Raw genomic sequence first — 17,636 nt, 5'->3', positions numbered from 1 at the left:
ATCAAGATAAGTATGATGAACAAGATATTCAAAAACACCTGTGGCGCACTGTTGGCAGCATTGGCCTTTGCCGCCTGCTCGCCCGAAGAGTTTGCCGGTCCCGACCAGAGCGGGGTGCCCTCCATCATGGATGCCAAGGCCACAGCTGCCGTCGACCAGACCACCAATGCCGTGACCTTCACGCTCGACAATGCCGCGAGCTATCCCGTGTGGCTGCTTCCGAGCGGCAAGAAGACCACCTATTCCACCGTCAACGGTCAGACGGTGATTTTCTCCGTGGCCGGTGACTATAAGATTCCCTACCGCATAGGCAACCGCAACGGCATCAGTGCAGGTACCGACACACTGTCGTTCCACATTGACAACTCGATAGTCAACTTCGACCAGTACTACAATCTCTTGGCCGGAGGGTCGGAGAAGTCGGGCAAGAGCAAGGAGTGGCGCATCGCCAACACGCTCGCCGGGCATCTCGGTTGCGGACCGCTGGGCACTACGGGCACCGGCTGGTATAGTGCGCAGCCCAACGAGAAGGCCGCCATGGGGCTCTACGACGACCGCCTGACCTTCACCACGGAGAGTGGCTACACCTACGATCCCGGCAAGGGGGGCACAGTGTATGTGAACAAAGGGGCCACCTTCGGCACCAATCCCGGCAACGGCAACGACTACACGGCCAATGTGGAGCAGCAAACGGCCGACTATCACTTCGAGGTGGAAGGCACCGCACTCTACTTGGTGTTGCCGGCCAAGACGCTCTTTCCCTATCTCTCGGCCGACGCGCAGTATGACCGTCCGCGCTTCCGCATTGAGAACATCACTGCCACGCAGCTCGATCTCGTCTATGACAACGAAGCCGCCAACATCTCGTGGCACTTCATCCTGACCGCCGGCAGCGAAGGCTTCCAAGGCTTCAATGCCGACAGCGACTGCAATCTGTGGAAAAACAGCAAGTTCACCCATACCTTCTATTACGCTCCCGGATGGTCGCAGATAGCCGACCCCACCGTGAAGGCCGACGGCAACAGCTACACTATCAGCTTGCCCACAGCCACCACGCAGCAATGGCAGGCCCAAGTGTTCTTCCACACCGACATGGCCACCAACAGTGCCAACAGCTATGACTTCTCGGCCAAGTTCATCTCCAACACCAATCACGATAACGTGACCGTGAAACTGTTCAAGGAGGGCGACGACAACACGTTCTTCTTCACCGAGACCATCAAGCTGAAAGCCTACGAGCCCTACGTGTTCTATAAGAGCAACATGAAGGGAATCGACATAGACAAGGTGACACTGGTACTCGATTTCGGCGGCAATGCCGAGAACACGGAGGTCACCGTGAGCCGCATCGACTTGCAAGAGCATGGCTGTGACGGCATCGAGGCTCCTGCGGAAGACGACAAGACGGTCTACACCTACGACGCGCCGTCCAATCTCTGGAAGGCCGGCGTAGACGACAAGGGCACGGCCGGCTTCACCACCCGTTACTTCTATGCCCCCGGCTGGAAGCAGATAGCCGACCCCGAACTGGTGTTCGACAATGGCAAATTCTCCTACACATTGCCCGAAGCCACCACGGATCGTTGGCAGGCGCAGTGCTTCATCACAACGACCATCCCCGCCGAGGCCGAGACATCCTACGACTTCAGTTGCACCATCAACACCGACAAGTCAGGCACCTTCATGGTGAAACTCACCGACACGGCTTCCGATGCCAACTTCCTGTTTGCCAAAGAGGTGACTGTGAAGGCCTACGAGGAGTGCGTGCTCAAAGTGCCGGCCGTGGTGCTGCCTAATGGTGCTGCGCCCGCCCTCGAACTGGTGTTGGACTTTGGCGGCAACGAGGCCGACACGCATGTCTCCGTCGGCAAAATCATTTTGCAGAAGACGGCCAAATGACGGGATGATGGCTTGAACAGAGGGAGTTGACCTAAAGACGTTGGTGCAACGCCCTGACTCCCTCTGAACTTTTTAAACGCTAAGGTATATAGATATTGAAAAAATGAAAAAGTACATGTTATTAAGTCTGTTTCTTTCCGCACTGCTGTCTTTCTCCGCTTGCGGCGGCAGTGACAACGATGGTGGAGCGGCGCCCTCTGCAGAGGGCATAACGGTCAGTCCGGCCTCCGTGAGCGTGACCGACAAGGAAACCGAGCAGCGCATCAGCATCACCGCACCCAAGGACTGGAACGCCTATGCCGATGAGGCTTGCAGCAGTTGGGTGACTGTCACCACCTCCGGCACCGCCAAAACTACGGGCACGATAGCCTTGAAGATAACTGCCAATACCTCCTGCGAAGCCCGTTCGGGGCATGTGGTGGTGATGTCGGGCTCTTCGCGGGTGTCCATCCCCGTGACCCAAGCGGCTGCTGAGGCTTCAGAAACGCCCGACTCGCTCAAGGGCCCAGAGGGCTATCGGCTTGTGTGGCACGACGAGTTTGACGCTCCGAGCCTCTCTGCCGACTGGAAGATAGAAAACTGGCCGGCCGGAAAAGTCAACAACGAACTGCAAATTTATCCCGGGACGGCAGAGATAGACGGGCAGAAGCTCATCGCCGTAGACAATGGTGTGCTCTCTGTCACGGCTCGCAAGATAGGCGGGAAGATCTACTCCGGCCGACTCTATGCCCTGCCCGCCAAGGGTTGGAAGTATGGCTACATGGAGGCAAAAATGCGACTGCCCAAGGGCAAAGGCACGTGGCCGGCCTTCTGGATGATGCCTGTAGACTTCAAGTCGTGGCCCGCCGACGGCGAGATAGATATCATGGAGCATGTGGGATTCAATGAGAATGTGGTTCACAGCACCATCCATTGCACCAAGTACAACAACACCGGCACAGCCATCGAGAGCGCACGGCGCATGGTGGCCGGTGCCACGACGGGCTTCCACATCTATGCCATGGAGTGGACGGCCGACCATATAACGTTTTTTGTGGATGGGGAGACACTGCTCACCTACCGCAACGACGGTACGGGCCGCGATGCCTGGCCCTTCGACAAGGCCTTCTACATCATCTTCAATCTGGCCTGGGGTGGTGACTGGGGCGGTCAGCAGGGAGTCGACGAGACGGCTCTGCCGGCCACAATGGCCGTCGACTACGTGCGTGTCTATCAGAAATAAGGTGGCCAGGAATCCTTATATCATCAACCATTAAACCGAAATTGACATGAAAAAATCAGTGCTTTCCCTCTCTTTGGCCTGTCTGTCGCTGTTGGCCACGGCCCGGACGGAACCCATGAATACATTTGTAGACAATCTCCTCTCGAAGATGACGCTGGAGGAGAAGATAGGACAGCTCAACCTACTGCCCGGCGGCGACATCACCACGGGGGCGGTGATGAAGAGTCCGCTGGCCGACTTGGCGGCTAATGGCCGGCTCGGAGCCGTGCTCAACGTGAAGGGCGTGGACAAGATCAGGGCCCTTCAGGAAGTGGCTGTCAAGAAAAGCCGATTGGGCATACCACTGCTCTTCGGGCAGGATGTCATACACGGCTATCAGACGGTGTTCCCCATTCCGCTCGCCCAGTCGTGCAGCTGGGATCTCGAAGCCATCGAACAAGGGGCCCGGATAGCCGCCCGGGAGGCATCGGCACAGGGCATCAACTGGGTGTACAGCCCCATGGTAGACATCGCCCTCGACCCCCGGTGGGGCCGCATAGCCGAGGGCAACGGCGAAGACCCGTTTCTCGGCAGCCGCATCGGAGAAGCCATGATTCGCGGTTTTCAAGGCAACTACGGCCGGGAGAATGTGATGGCCTGCGTGAAGCATTATGCCCTCTACGGGGCAGCCGAAGCCGGGCGCGACTACAACACGGTGGACATGAGCCGCCAGCGCATGTTCAACCAATATTTTCCGCCTTTCAAGGCAGCTGCCGAGGCCGGAGCGGGTTCGTTCATGTCTTCCTTCAACGTGGTAGACGGCATTCCCGCCACGGGCAACCGCTGGCTGCTGACCGATGTGCTGCGCGACCGGTGGCACTACGACGGCTTTCTCGTGACCGACTATGGGGCCATCGGCGAAATGGTGGCCCACGGTGTGGGCGACCTGAAGGCGGCTTCCGTGCAGGCACTCCATGCAGGCACGGATATGGATATGTGTTCTGATGCTTTCGCCAAGACTCTTGCCGAGGCCGTGAAAGCCGGCAAGGTGGGCGTGGAAGAGATAGACAGGGCCTGTCGGAGGGTGCTTGAGGCGAAATACAAGCTCGGACTTTTCACCGATCCCTACCGTTTTTGCGATGCCCGGCGGGCCAAGACCGAGCTCTACACGGCCGAGCACCGTGCCGCCGCCCGACAGATGGCGGCCGAGACTTTCGTGCTCCTGAAAAACGACCGGATGCCCGGTGCAGCCTCCAACGGAGAGGACAGCCGACTGCTGCCTTTGAAGAAAGAGGGCACGATAGCCCTCATCGGGCCGTTGGGCGACACGCGCAGCAATGTGGTGGGCTGTTGGTCTACGGGCGACACCCCCGACCGTTACAGCACTTTGCGCGAGGGCATGGAGCGTGCCGTGGCCGACAAGGCCCGCATCGTCTATGCACAGGGGTGCAACATCTACGATGATGAGGCTGTGCAGGAGGCCGGTACGTTTGGCCGGCCCATTCCCCGGGTAGACAAGCAGGCAGCGCGGGCAGAGGCATTGCGCCTGGCCGGTGAGGCCGATGTCATCGTTTGTGCCATGGGCGAACTGGCCGAGATGAGCGGCGAGTGCGCTTCCCGCTCCGATCTTTCGCTGCCCGACGCGCAAGCCGACCTGCTGCGCCGCCTCGTGGCACTTGGCAAACCGCTCGTGTTGCTCCACTTCTCGGGCCGTCCCACGGTGCTTGCGTGGGAAAACGAGCACGTGCCTGCCATCATGAATGTGTGGTTTGGTGGTTCGGAGTTGGCCGATGCCATCCCCGATGTGCTGTTCGGCGACAAGGTGCCTTCGGGCAAACTCACCGTCACCATGCCGCGGTCGCTCGGTCAGGTGCCCCTCTACTACAACCATCTGCCCACGGGGCGGCCCGTGCGAGAGGGCGAGCAGGCGTTTCGGAAATACAGAAGTAACTATCTCGACGTGCGCAACGATCCGCTCTATCCTTTCGGGTTCGGGTTGAGTTACACCACTTTCCGTTACAGCGACGTGGCGTTGAGCAGTACCACGATGGGCCCGACAGGCAGCGTGGAGGCCTCGGTGACGGTGACGAACATCGGTGGCTGCGATGCCGACGAAATCGTGCAACTATACATCCACGACCGTGTGGCCTCGCTCTCCCGTCCGGTAAAAGAGCTCAAAGGCTTCCGTCGCATCCGTCTCAAGGCCGGCGAGAGCCGCCGGGTGAATTTCACCATCACTCCCTCGCTGCTCACTTTCTACAACAACGATCTGCGCGAGGTGCTCGACCCCGGCGATTTCGATGTGATGATCGGGCCCAACAGCCGCGATGTGAAGGCCGCCGTCCTGAAAGTGGAATAGTGAAAAGTGGAGCCGGTCCGACCTTTTGTCCGACCTTGACGGGAGTCTCCGATTTTGTCAAATAAACTACTGCTTTTCGGACCCTGTGCTTGAGCTATACTCATCGAACATGCCTCCGGGTGAAAATACGCGAATTTTGGCGGTACTTTTAAATCGTTGAGAGTCAGCTGTTTGAATATTTTTGACGCATTCAAGAGTCCGAAAAGGGGTCTGAAAGAGGCCGAATGAGCTAACAGAACAGCCACAGTTGCATCGCAACTGTGGCTGTTTGAGTTTCCAACTGTGGCCCTTTCACGTATATAGCACGAACTATTAAATCTTTGGAAAAAGGCTTACACGACATTTCTCCAAGTCCATTTTCCCATCTCTTCTCATTCGGCTTATTCGTCAAATTTGCCCCATCTATTTTCTCACTCGGCCCAAACGACATTGCGAAACGGCCACACTTGGAGGCTCGTCCGGCCCGAATGACAACCTCAGAAGGGCCCTTTTGAGAGGTCATTCAGGCCGGAAAAGCCCCCCTTTAGGAGGTTGGGGGGCTTGTTGAGAGCTTTTTATAAAAAAAAGGAAACGCTCTCGCGCTTCCCTTGCTCATGCAAAGATACACAAATCTTGGCCCGAATGCAAATGCCGCATGAAAAAGGCGGACAGTTTTTCGGAGTGTCCGCCTTGGGTGGCGCAGACTTAAAAAAGCGATGCTTTCTTTTTGCGTTTTATCTGATTTTCAGTATCTTTGTCGGAAAAAGCAGTGACCATGAAACTCTATATCGCGACCACACTCTTGCTTCTCTGTCAGTTGGCGGCCCGGGCGGAGGTGCAGCCCCCCAATCTCGACTCCATGTACAACTGTCTGGACGATGCCATTGCTCATGCCGATGTGTATTTTGCCCGCAAGGAGCTGCGCATAGCGGCGTTGCGCTCCAAGCTGAAGGCGGCCCGGAACGTGGAGGCGCGCTACCGCATTTCGCACAGGCTTTATGAGGAGTACAAGCCATTTGTCAGCGATTCGGCCATTTACTTCCTCAACGAATGTGTGGCTTTGGCCCGGAAAGCGGGGCGGCAGGAACGGGTGGGGGAGTGCCTGTCGCTCTTGTCCTTGTGCTGTTCTTCCACAGGACTCTACGATGAATCCCGCTCGTTTCTGGCGCGGGTGGACACGGCCGTCCTCAACCGGAGGGGGCTGGCGGCCTACTATCACGCCTGCTATAACCTGAACAACGAGTTGGCCTACTATTCTTCCATCCGTCCGATGAAAAAGGTCTATCAGGCCGAGACGGCCCGATATGAGAAACGGCTGCTCTCCTGCGTGTCGGAAAACGAGGATGTGGCGCTGTTGGTGCGCGAATTGCGGCTCATGTCGGAGGGCAGGCGGAGAGAGGCGATGGCACTCAACACGAAGTGGCTGAAGCTGGTGGAGAAGGGCTCTCACCGCTATGCCCTCGTGGCGCTCTACCGCTATCTGGAGTATAAGGCAGCCGAGGACACCACACACATGATGTATTGGTTGGCGGAGTCGGCCTTGGCCGATGTGCGCAACGGTGTGATGGATCAAGGTTCGATGTGGGAAATGGCTAACCAGCTGATGTTGCAGGGCGACGTGGACAGGAGCTATCGCTACATCTCGTTTACCAGCGGCTGCGCCAACCGTTACGGGTCGCGGCAGCGCAGTTGGCAGATTTCGCCCCTGATGTCGGCCATTGCCGACAATTACAAGCGGGCCAGCGAGTCGAAAAACCATCAGCTGACGCTCATGCTCGTGGTCATCAGCGTGCTGGCGGTGGTCATCTTGTTTATCCTCTTCTATGTGAACAGGCAGCGCAAGAAGCTTGCCGTGGCGCGGAAGCACCTGAGCCGCAAGAACAGGCAGCTCTCCGTGAGCAACGGGAAGCTGTCGGCAGCCAACGAACAGCTGAGTATGCTCAACTTGCAACTGTCGGAGAGCAATAGCGTGAAAGAAGAATACGTGGGGCGGTTCATGCGATTGTGCTCGCTCAACATCGACAAGATGGATGCCTTCCGCAAGCAGGTGAACCGGATGGTGAAGAATCGCGACTATGAAAATCTGTATCAAGTGACGCGCAGCAGGAAAAGTCAGGAGATGGAACTTGATGCGTTCTACGAGGATTTCGACAAGGCCTTTCTTCATCTGTTCCCCAACTTCGTGGGCGATTTTAACTCGCTGTTGAGGCCCGAAGAGCAGATAGAAGTGCCCGAGAAGGGGCGCATGACCACCACGCTACGCATCTTCGCTCTCATTCGGCTGGGCATTGACGACAGCGGCAAGATAGCCGAGTTTCTCCATTATTCGGTCAACACCATTTATAACTATCGGGCCCGCACGAAAAATGGGGCCATTGCCGACCGCGAACACTTCGAGCGGCATGTCAAAGAATTGGGACTGCCGCGGTCGTGAGGGGGGATTGCTTAGGAGTTAAGGGGGGATGTTTTAGGAGTTAGAGGGAGTTAAGGAGTTAAAGGGAGTTAAGACAGCGGCTTTATCCCTCAATTTTCATATCTTTGAGGTGCAAAACTATTGTCTTAACTCCCTTTAACTCCTTAACTCCCCTTAACTCCTAAAATCTTTCCAACAGCGCAAGTGCCTTGTTTTCGTGGGCTTCCATGATTTCGCGTTCGCCCGGCCCTTTGTCATTGATGCCGCACAGGTGGAGGATGCCGTGGATGATCACGCGGTGCAGTTCTTCGTTGTAGTCTTTTCCAAACTTCTCGGCGTTGGTGCGCACGGTGTCGAGCGAGATCACGAGGTCACCGCTGATGGTGTCGCCCTCGTCGTAGTCGAAGGTGATGATGTCGGTGTAGTAGTCGTGGCCGAGATATTCGTTGTTCACCTCGAGCATCTTCTCGTCGTCGACGAACATATAGCCTATTTCGCCCACTTTACGCCCGAAGGTGGCCGCCACGGCCTTGATCCAGGCACTGACGGTGCGCTTTCTGATGTTCGGCATCTTCACGCCGTCTGCATTGTATGTAATCATAAAAACGTTATCTGTTATTCCTTGTTACCTATTTCTTTATTATTTCCGGCTTCGGGCAGAAACTCGGAGACATCGTGGCCGAAGAACTCCAGTTCGCGCACCAAGCTGCTGCTGACACAAGCCAGATGAGGTTCGCTGAACAGCAGGAGCGTTTCCACCCCGCCCAGACGCCGGTTGATATCGGCCTGGTCGCGCTCATATTCGAAGTCTTTGGCCGAACGCACGCCACGCACGATGAACGTTGCCTCCTCGCGGCGGGCCAAATCGATGGTCAGGTCGCTGTAGGCCACGACCTTCACTCGCCCGTCACCGGCATAGAGATTGGCAATAGCCCGCACCCGTTGGTCCACATCGCTCTCCGTGTGTTTGAGCTTGCTCACGGCCACGCCGATGACCAGCCGGTCGAAAAGCGGCAGGGCGCGGTCTACGATGGACCGGTGACCGATGGTAAACGGGTCGAATGTACCCGTGAAAAGGCCTGTTTTCATCATTGAAGTAATGCTTTGACTCGGCAAAAGTAGAGATTTAAATTGAAACCTCCAAGGGTTTAAACTGAAAAGTTGGCAGACACGGAAAATGAATTCTATACAAATAAAAGGCGTGTTAAAGTTTGCCGGTTCACGCTTTTTTCGTATCTTAGCACCGGTTTATATCTTTATGCCTATGCAAGACGACGACTTCGACAAGCGGCCAAGCTCAAAATATTATCTTCTTTTATTGCTGTTCTCCCTGCTGTTGGGGTCATGCGGGCAGGGTGGAAAGGAACAACTCGCCCGCGGGGAGCGCGACTCGCTGCGCAAGGAGATGAGCCGCTATTCGCTGATGGGATATGCACTGCGCGACTCAAGCCAGTATCTTGCAGCTTCGGAGATGCACCAGCGTGAGCTCTCTTTGGCCCAGCAACTTGACGACACGCTGATGGTGCTCAACTCGCTCAACTCTTTGGGGGCCAATTATCGTCGTATGGGCATCTTCAACGAGGCACTCGACTATTACGGGCAGGTGCTGGTGATGATTCAAGGGGCGCGTTCGAAGGGCGATTCACGCTACCGCAAGTGTCAGGCAGTGGCCTACAACGGGTTGGGTAATGTCTACACCATGATGGGCAACTATGCCGATGCCGACAGTGTGTTGCGCATAGCGCTCGCCATTGAGACGGAACTGGGCAGCGAGAACGGGATGAATGTGGACAACGCCAACCTTGGACGCGTATTCGAATTGCGCGGCCAGCTCGACTCGGCATGGAACTACTACAACCGCGCTTTCTATCACAGCAAGCGCTACGGTTCGGCGTTGAGCCTGGCCTACAGCCATGTCAACTTCGGCCGTGTCTACGAGAAGCGGCACCAATATGCGAAAGCCATCAAAGAGTTCAACCTCGCCTTCGGACTCATCGACGGCAAGAAAGATCTCTGGTTGTGGTTGCAGCCTTGCATAGCCTTGGCACGCATACACATGCTTACAGGCGACCTGACCACCTCGGAAGGTTATCTGAGCGATGCGCTGAGGGTGGCCAAAAGCATCAACTCTACGGAATATCTGGTCGAGATATACGGGCTTTACTCGGAACTCTACCAGAAACGCGGAGACTATGAGAAGGCGCTGGACAACTTCACGCTCTCAACGAACTATGAAGACAGTCTGGTGGACATGAAAAAACTGTTCCAACTGCAAAACCAGCGCATCAATTATGCCCGCAAGCAAAAGGACATGGAAATGCTTCAGATGCACGTAGACTTGCAATCGGAACGCCAGTCGAAGGGGCTCATCATCACCATCCTCTTTCTGGCTCTCGCTGTCACGGGCAGCCTGCTGGCCACCTATTGGTATATCGCAGGGGCACGGCGACGGACGGCCGAGACGCTACGGAAGTTGAGTGTGGCGCGTGACCACTTCTTCACCAACATCACCCACGAGTTCCGCACGCCCCTCACCATCATCCAAGGCATCGGGGAAGAACTGGCCGAGACCGACTTCTCCGGCTCTGAATCCACCGGCGAGTTGGAGAAAGCCATCCATCACAAGGCTTCTATCATCGTCAGACAAGGTAACAGTCTGCTGTTGCTCATCAACCAGATACTCGACATAGCCAAGCTCCAAACGGCCGTCTCCACGGCCCCCCAATGGCGGCACGGCGACATCGTGGGCTTCATCGGCATGGCTTGTGAGAGTTTTCAGGAACTGGCTTCGCGCAAAGGCATCACCATCGACTACCGCCCTGCGCAGCCCTCCTTGCCCATGGACATCATTCCCGACTATCTGCACAAGGTGGTGGGCAACCTGCTCTCCAACGCCATCAAGTTTTCTTTCAACGACAGCCGCATCATCCTCACCACGGATGTTGCCGACGAGCGGCTTGTGCTGCGGATCAGCGATGAGGGCATCGGTATGACCGAGGAGCAGAAAGCCCGGGTCTTCGAACCTTTCTACCAAGCCGATACCGAGAGCCGCAACATCGGTACGGGTGTGGGACTATCGCTCTTGAGGCTGGCCGTCACGGCGATGGACGGCACGGTGAACGTGGAGAGCGAACCCGGCAGGGGCACCACTTTTGAGGTGAAGATGCCTTTGCGTCATGCCGGTGGTGAGTGGGAGCCTATGGGATATGACGGTTATGGGTACTTCCTCGGCTCCGCAGGCGCGGAGGAAGAGCAACCACCGCAAGACGACAGCCTTGACGACGACTCGGCTACGCGTGTGCTTATCGTGGAAGACTCGGCTGCGGTGGCCGAATACATCGGGCAACAGCTGGGCGGCGAATACCGTCTGTTCTATGCCGCCGACGGCGAATCGGGATGGGAGAAGGCCCTGCAACTGGTGCCCGACATCATTATCACCGATGTGATGATGCCCCGTTTGGACGGCTGTTCGCTCTGTCGGCGCATCCGCCGGTCAGACTTGCTCGGTCATGTGCCCGTGGTGATGGTCACAGCCAAGGTGACCCACGAAGACAAGATGCAGGGACTTGAGGCCGGAGCCGACGCTTATCTGGAGAAGCCTTTCCACGGAGACGAACTGAACCGGCGTGTGGAACGGTTGCTCGAACAGCAGCAACTCATGCGCAAGAAACTGCTTGCGGAATTGGAAAACTCACCGGTGGAGAAAATGGAGCAAGAGGGACAGGAAGAACAACAGGCCGAAGAGCGGAAAGGCGAGGCGCTGAGTGCGGTCAACAAACAATATCTTGAGCGTTTCACCCGCGAGGTGGAAACCCAGCTCAAAGGCGGAAAAGTGGATGTAAGCCGGTTGGCCGAGGCTATGTTTGTGAGCCGGGCGCAACTCAATCGCAAGATTCGTGCCATTACGGGGCAGACCACCACGGGCTACATCGCCGACCTGCGTGTCAACAAGGCCAAGCTGTTGCTCAAAGAACATCCCGAGATGAGCATCTCCGAGGTGGCCTATCATTGCGGCATCGAAGACACTCCCTATTTCATCACGCTCTTCAAGCGCAAAACCGGACAGACGCCGGGAGCGTGGAGGGAAACGGTGAGTGAAGAGTGAGTTCGCTCTTTTAGTTTCCAAACAGGTCCGGTTCCATGATGTTGCCGGCGTAGGAATTGCGCCCCAAGTGTTCGTAGGCCAGCCGTGTAGCCATTCGGCCGCGGGGCGTGCGTTTGATGAATCCCTCCATGATGAGAAACGGTTCGTAGACTTCTTCCACCGTGCCGCTGTCTTCCCCGATGGCCGTGGCGATGGTGGATACCCCCACCGGGCCGCCACGAAACTTGTCGATGATGGTGAGCAGTATCTTGTTGTCGATTTCGTCGAGCCCGTATTGGTCGATGTTGAGTGCTTGCAGCGCCATTTTCGCTATCACGGTGTCAATGGTGCCGTTGCCCTTCACCTGTGCGAAGTCGCGCACCCTCCGCAACAGCGAATTGGCTATGCGGGGTGTTCCCCGCGAGCGTCGTGAGATTTCGATGGCCGCTTCATCGTCGATGGGCACCCGCAGCAGGTAGGCCGATCGCTTGATGATGCGCATGAGGGTTTCGGGCGCATAGTATTCCAAGTGCATGTTGATGCCGAAACGGGCGCGTAGCGGAGCCGTGAGCATGCCGCTGCGGGTGGTCGCCCCCACCAGCGTGAAGGGGTTGAGGTCTATCTGTATGCTCCTTGCCGAGGGCCCCTTGTCGATCATGATGTCTATCCGGTAGTCCTCCATTGCCGAGTAGAGATATTCTTCCACCACGGGCGAGAGGCGGTGAATCTCGTCAATGAACAGCACGTCGTTGGGTTCCAGCGAGGTCAGTATGCCCGCCAGGTCGCCCGGTTTGTCGAGCACAGGGCCCGAAGTGATCTTGAATCCCACGCCCAGTTCGTTGGCGATGATGTTGCTCAGCGTCGTCTTGCCCAGTCCCGGCGGTCCGTAGAGCAGGGTGTGGTCGAGCGGTTCGCCGCGAAACTTGGCCGCCTCGACGAATATCTCAAGGTTTTCCACCACCTTCTGCTGACCGTTGAAATCCTGAAAATGCACCGGTCGCAGTGCATTTTCAAACTCCTTTTCGGCCGACGACAGCGTCTCCTGCCTTATGTCGAAATCATCGTTCATGCTTTTTCCTCTTATTCTTTAGGCCTACAAAGTTAAGCCAAACTCTCGGATTATCAAAGCAAAAGCCCGTTTTTTCTTTCTCTTGCACAGTCGTGCGGCCCTTCCGTGGCCGGGGGTATGCACCCCTTTGCCCCCACGACTTTGTGGAACGGATAGCTGCAGAAGGTTGCCCGAATGTTCTCCGGATCCCCGCCGGGGCATATAGTGCGAAACATTAAAAGAAATGAAAATACACAACATGGAATGTGCGGGCAGCCGAATGGCGGAAACTGTGAGCTGCCTTGAAACGGCAAGAAAAGTGAAAACTCTCTCCCGCCGCAGCCCTTTCATCTTGCAAAAGGGCCACACTTGGAAGCTCATTCGGGCCGGATGACAACCTTGGAAAGGCCCTTTTGCAACACCGTTTGGGCCGAATGGCATTCCATAGCAGGAGAAAGCCCCCTTTAGGGGGAGTGGGGACTAAAAAAGGGAAACGCTCTCGCGCTTCCCTTGCTCATGCAAAGATACAAAATCTTCGGGCCGAATGCAAATCCTGCATGAAAAGGATTGACACCCCCTTTTTGTTTTTCCATCCTTGTCCGGCTGCCGGTATGTTTCCTTACTCCTCCTTCTGCTGCTGTCCTCCCCGCTTCATGTAGTCTCGCGGTGACATGCCGTAGAAGTTCTTGAAGATGGTGGAGAATGACGTGGCGTTGGGGAATCCGCAGGCCACCAGCACTTCCGTGATGTTCTGGTTGGGTGTTTGCAGCAGGCGGGCAGCCTGTCGGAGCCTGATGTTGCGGATGAAAGCGTGGGGGGTCTGGTTGGTCAGCTCTTTCATCTTGCGGTGCAGATGCACACGGCTGATGCCGGCTTCGGTGGAAATCATGTCTATGCTGAGGTCGGGATTGCTGAGGTTTTTGTTGATGACGGCCATGATGCGTTCCATGAGTTTGTCATCGGGCGACTCCACTTTCACGTGCAACACTTTCCCCTCTTGCGTCTCGCTGCCGTTGAACTTGTTGCGCAACAGTTCGCGTTGGTGCAGCAGATTGGTGATGGTGCGGTGCAGGATGTCCATGTTGAAAGGTTTGACGATGTAGGCATCTGCCCCGGTTTCGAGTCCTTCAAGGCGGTCTTCGTCACGGCTCTTGGCCGTGAGCAGAATCACGGGAATGTGATTGGTGTTGACGTTCGACTTGAGACGTGCGCAGAGCGTGTTGCCGTCCATCACCGGCATCATGATGTCGCTCACTACGAGTGACGGCATTTCCTTGAATACCGTGTTGAGAGCCTCTTGGCCGTTGGGGCAGAGCGTCACGCGGAAGTCCTTTTCCAGTTCCGCCTTCAGGTATTGGGCTATCTCGTCATCGTCTTCAGCGACGATGATGTGTTGTCGCTTGCGGTTGGAGAGCCGGTCGTTGAGAGCGTTCGGGTTGGGAGTCTCCTCCGGTCCCGGTGATCCGGGAAGCGGCTGTTCTGCTTCATTGTCCATCGCCTCGACAGCCTGCTCCACCATCTCCTCGGGCTTGAGGTGGGCATTGCCCAGCGGTATGGTCACGACGAACTCGCAGCCACGGCCGTCGGGCAGGTTGCGGGCTTCGATGCTTCCGTAGTGCAGTTCCACGAGCGAACGGGTGAGGTCGAGCCCTATGCCCGTGCCGATGTTACGGTCGTTGGTCTCCGACGGCATCTGGTAGAAGCGTTCGAAGATGCGTTCGAGCTTGTCTTCGGGGATGGTGGCCCCGTCATCGCTCACGGCTATCCGGGCCTGCGTGTCGTCGTGGGAGAGCCGTATGTCGATGTTGCCGCCGGCATTGCAGAATTTGAAGGCATTGGAGAGCAGGTTCATCAGCACCTTGTCGAAGTTGCCGCGGTCTATCCATACGGGTAGCGTCTCGGCATCGTGACTGAACCGGAGATTGATGTTGCGGGTCTTCGTCTGGTGGAGAAAGAGCGTGTAGATGTCTCTGATGAAGGCCACAAGGTCGGTCTCCCGCATCTGCAAGCCCATCTGCCCTTTGTCTATCTTGCGCAAGTCCATCATCTGGTTGATGAGTGAGAGAATGCGCTCGGCATTGCGCCGTATGGTCTCGTAGACGCTTCGACGGTGTGCATCGGTGTCTTCCTTGATGAGTTGTTGCAGGGGCGAGACGATGAGCGTCATGGGCGTGCGTATCTCGTGGCTGATGTTCATGAAGAAGCGCAGCTTGGCCTCGCCCAGTTCTTCGGCATGGATGTGTTCCTGAAGGCGCAGGCGGTCTTCCTCCTTGCGGCGGCGGTATTGCAAATAGAGCCATACGAGAACGGCCAAGAGGAGCAGATAGACGCAATAGGCGGGTGTGGAGCGATACCACGGGGCTGCCACCACCACGGTAAATGTCTTCTCCTCGGAGGGCGCATTGTTGAGAATGGCCTTCACGCGAAACCGGTAGGTGCCCGGCGAGAGATGAGAGAAGGCTATCTCGTTGCTTCCCGGGCTGAGCCGTGTCCACTTGTCGCCGTTGATGCTGTAGAGGTACACGATGTTGTCGGGGTCATCGTAGGTGAGCGTGGAGAGGTGTATGCTGAAGGAGTTGTCCTCATAGTCCATGTCGAAACGGTCGGAGTCGGGCCTTACGCTCACCTCGTTGCTGCCCACGGTGAGGCCTGTGATCTTCACCGTGGCTTTCCATTTCTGCGGCCGGATGTGTGCAGGGTCAAACCACGTGAGACCACCCGTGCCTCCGAAGAGAAGCTGCCGTCCGTCGGACGAGAGGCAGGATGCACCGTCGGCAAACTCATTGCTCTGTAGTCCCTTGTCCACATAGAAACAGGCCACGCGTCCCGTTGCGAGATTGAGGCACCCCAGTCCGTGGTCGGTGGCTATCCACACGTTGCCCCGGCTGTCGGTCTCCACACCTGCCACACCATTGTCGGGCAGTCCGTCGGCCGTGGTAAAGACGCGGCAGGTGTGCCGTCTCGTGTCGTAAACGAACAGACCGTCGTTGGTACCCAGATATACTTTGCCGTCGCGGCCTTCCCTCACCACACGCGAAAAAGTGCCGTAGTTGGGGCAGTTGGAACCGAAGACCGACAGCCAGCTGCCTTTTTCGAGGTCGAGACAGCCGATCCCCACGGAGGTGGCCACATAGATGCGGTGACCGTCGCGCGACACGGCTATTTTGCCTACGTAGTCGTTTACGAGACTGTTCATGCGCCGGTCGGTCTCGGCCCCGGCTTTCATGCGATAGTCCACCCGTTTCTGCGTTACTGGGTCAAGACACATGAGCCCCTGTCCCATGGTCCCCATCCATAGGCGGCCCCGCCGGTCTGCGGCGATGGAGAACACACTTAGCGGCCCGTTCACTCCCAGTTTGCAGGCGTGGTAGGCATCGTTGTCGGCCGTTACCCATCCACATCCCTCTTCGTAGGAGCCTAACCAGATGCGCCCCAAATGGTCTTCGGCGATGGAGAGGATGGTACCCGGCACGGTGGTGTAGTGGCGCACGAGGCGGTGCTGCGCGTCAAGCAGGTAGAGGCCGTCTTTGTCGGTGCCCACCCAGAGGTGTCTCCGGCTGTCAGTGAACACGCTCGTCACGCAGTTGTTGCCTATTACGTTGGCTGGGCCCAGCCGGGGTCCCATGTAGCCGAAGCCCGATTTGGCAGCCGGTTGCATGAACACACCCTTCTGAAGCATGCCCAGCCACGTGTTGCCGTTGCGGTCTTCGGTGATGGAATAGACCTTGGCGTGATCCAGTTGGGTGTCCCGGCTGTAATAGGGGTTGGCGGTGAGCCGGCCGTTGTGTGGTTCGTAGATATAGACTCCGGTTCCGTCGCATCCCAGCATCAGCCGGTTGGTTCTGTCGGCATAGAGCTTGGCGATGGGCAACCGGCCGGCTGTGGCAGCGCGTTCAAACTGTCCTGTGTGGGCATTCAGCCTCCACAGTCCTTGTCCGAAGGTCCCCACCCAAATGTTGCCCTGCCTGTCGGTGCAGATGTCGCGCAGCGAATGGCGCATGGTTTGGTCGGAAAAATAGTGGCCTGTCACCTTACCACCGTTCAGACAGTAGAGGCCGCCGTGGCTGGTGACAGCCCATAGCCGCTGTTGGCGGTCTTCCATGATGCGCCGCAGATAGAGCAGATCCGCCGGCAGTCGGCTGATGGTGCGGGCCGTGTTGTCGGCTCCCAGTCTCATCAGTCCGTAGCCCGAGGTGCATATCAGCACTTCGCCATTGCGCCGCTGCTGTATGTCGTTGATATAGGTGTGGATGCTTGTGCCCTTCGGGCCGATGAGCCGAAGGCTGTCGAAGCCCTCGCCGTTGTATCGCTGCACGGTGAGATTGCTCCCGATGAAGAAGTTGCCGTCGCGGTCTTGGAACATACAGTTCAAGTAGTTGCTCGTGAGTCCGCTCCTCCGGTCTTCCTTCTTATAGGTCTTGAATCGGTAGCCGTCGTAGCGGTTGAGGCCGTTGCGGGTGGTTATCCAGATGAAGCCGTCGCGGTCTTGGAACACCTGGCTCACGAAACTGTTAGACAGCTGGTGGTCGGCCGTATAGAGTTTGCCGGTCTGTGGCCGGGCATGGAGCGATGAAAGAAACGTAAGTATCAGTAGATAGTATTTCATGATTGTTTCGGTTGCATTTGTTCGGACTGCCTGCAAAGATACCAATA

9 protein-coding genes are annotated in these 17,636 nt (G+C 56.9%); 5 read left to right on the top strand and 4 right to left on the bottom strand.

Annotation, left to right across the window (positions count from 1 at the left end; genetic code table 11):
• Positions 1–12 precede the first annotated feature (12 nt).
• From HMPREF6485_RS02760 to HMPREF6485_RS02740, 4 genes are all read left to right on the top strand, one after another.
• Complete coding sequence (locus HMPREF6485_RS02760; protein WP_004344515.1) at positions 13–1,899, top strand: hypothetical protein; 1,887 nt, start codon at positions 13–15, stop codon at positions 1,897–1,899.
• 103 nt (positions 1,900–2,002) lie between these two features.
• Positions 2,003–3,121, top strand: coding sequence for a family 16 glycosylhydrolase (locus HMPREF6485_RS02755; protein WP_004344513.1), 1,119 nt, complete (start codon positions 2,003–2,005; stop codon positions 3,119–3,121).
• A 46-nt stretch (positions 3,122–3,167) separates the two neighbouring features.
• Positions 3,168–5,459 carry a beta-glucosidase BglX gene (bglX, locus tag HMPREF6485_RS02750; RefSeq protein ID WP_004344512.1) on the top strand — a complete coding sequence of 764 codons (2,292 nt, stop codon included), beginning with the start codon at positions 3,168–3,170 and terminating at the stop codon, positions 5,457–5,459.
• 754 nt (positions 5,460–6,213) lie between these two features.
• Positions 6,214–7,872: a DUF6377 domain-containing protein gene (locus HMPREF6485_RS02740; protein ID WP_004344510.1), complete on the top strand. Its 1,659-nt coding sequence runs from the start codon at positions 6,214–6,216 to the stop codon at positions 7,870–7,872.
• Positions 7,873–8,032: 160 nt separating this feature from the next.
• On the opposite strand, the gene ybeY is transcribed toward HMPREF6485_RS02740, so the two are convergent.
• Positions 8,033–8,452, bottom strand: coding sequence for an rRNA maturation RNase YbeY (gene ybeY / locus HMPREF6485_RS02735; RefSeq protein ID WP_004344509.1), 420 nt, complete (start codon positions 8,450–8,452; stop codon positions 8,033–8,035).
• A 14-nt stretch (positions 8,453–8,466) separates the two neighbouring features.
• Positions 8,467–8,943: a pantetheine-phosphate adenylyltransferase gene (coaD, locus tag HMPREF6485_RS02730; protein ID WP_004344508.1), complete on the bottom strand. Its 477-nt coding sequence runs from the start codon at positions 8,941–8,943 to the stop codon at positions 8,467–8,469.
• Positions 8,944–9,115: 172 nt separating this feature from the next.
• Between coaD and HMPREF6485_RS02725 the strand changes: the two genes are divergently transcribed.
• Entirely contained in the window at positions 9,116–11,956 is a 2,841-nt protein-coding gene (locus tag HMPREF6485_RS02725) for a hybrid sensor histidine kinase/response regulator transcription factor (protein WP_248622220.1), read from the top strand.
• A gap of 10 nt (positions 11,957–11,966) precedes the next feature.
• On the opposite strand, the gene ruvB is transcribed toward HMPREF6485_RS02725, so the two are convergent.
• Entirely contained in the window at positions 11,967–13,004 is a 1,038-nt protein-coding gene (gene ruvB / locus HMPREF6485_RS02720) for a Holliday junction branch migration DNA helicase RuvB (protein WP_004344506.1), read from the bottom strand.
• A gap of 598 nt (positions 13,005–13,602) precedes the next feature.
• Entirely contained in the window at positions 13,603–17,589 is a 3,987-nt protein-coding gene (locus HMPREF6485_RS02715; RefSeq protein WP_004344503.1) for a hybrid sensor histidine kinase/response regulator transcription factor, read from the bottom strand.
• Positions 17,590–17,636: the final 47 nt, after the last annotated feature.

This window comes from Segatella buccae ATCC 33574 (assembly GCF_000184945.1).
Lineage (GTDB): Bacteria > Bacteroidota > Bacteroidia > Bacteroidales > Bacteroidaceae > Prevotella > Prevotella buccae.
Note: the sequence above shows the minus strand (reverse complement) of the source record. Positions and strands in the feature narration are given on the sequence as shown.

Excerpts from the sequence above, each read along its gene's own strand:
- bglX (WP_004344512.1), top strand. The coding sequence starts at position 3,168 with ATGAAAAAATCAGTGCTTTCCCTCTCTTTGGCCTGTCTGTCGCTGTTG.
- HMPREF6485_RS02725 (WP_248622220.1), top strand. The coding sequence starts at position 9,116 with ATGCAAGACGACGACTTCGACAAGCGGCCAAGCTCAAAATATTATCTT.
- HMPREF6485_RS02760 (WP_004344515.1), top strand. The coding sequence starts at position 13 with ATGATGAACAAGATATTCAAAAACACCTGTGGCGCACTGTTGGCAGCA.
- ruvB (WP_004344506.1), bottom strand. The coding sequence starts at position 13,004 with ATGAACGATGATTTCGACATAAGGCAGGAGACGCTGTCGTCGGCCGAA.
- ybeY (WP_004344509.1), bottom strand. The coding sequence starts at position 8,452 with ATGATTACATACAATGCAGACGGCGTGAAGATGCCGAACATCAGAAAG.
- HMPREF6485_RS02755 (WP_004344513.1), top strand. The coding sequence starts at position 2,003 with ATGAAAAAGTACATGTTATTAAGTCTGTTTCTTTCCGCACTGCTGTCT.
- HMPREF6485_RS02740 (WP_004344510.1), top strand. The coding sequence starts at position 6,214 with ATGAAACTCTATATCGCGACCACACTCTTGCTTCTCTGTCAGTTGGCG.
- coaD (WP_004344508.1), bottom strand. The coding sequence starts at position 8,943 with ATGATGAAAACAGGCCTTTTCACGGGTACATTCGACCCGTTTACCATC.
- HMPREF6485_RS02715 (WP_004344503.1), bottom strand. The coding sequence starts at position 17,589 with ATGAAATACTATCTACTGATACTTACGTTTCTTTCATCGCTCCATGCC.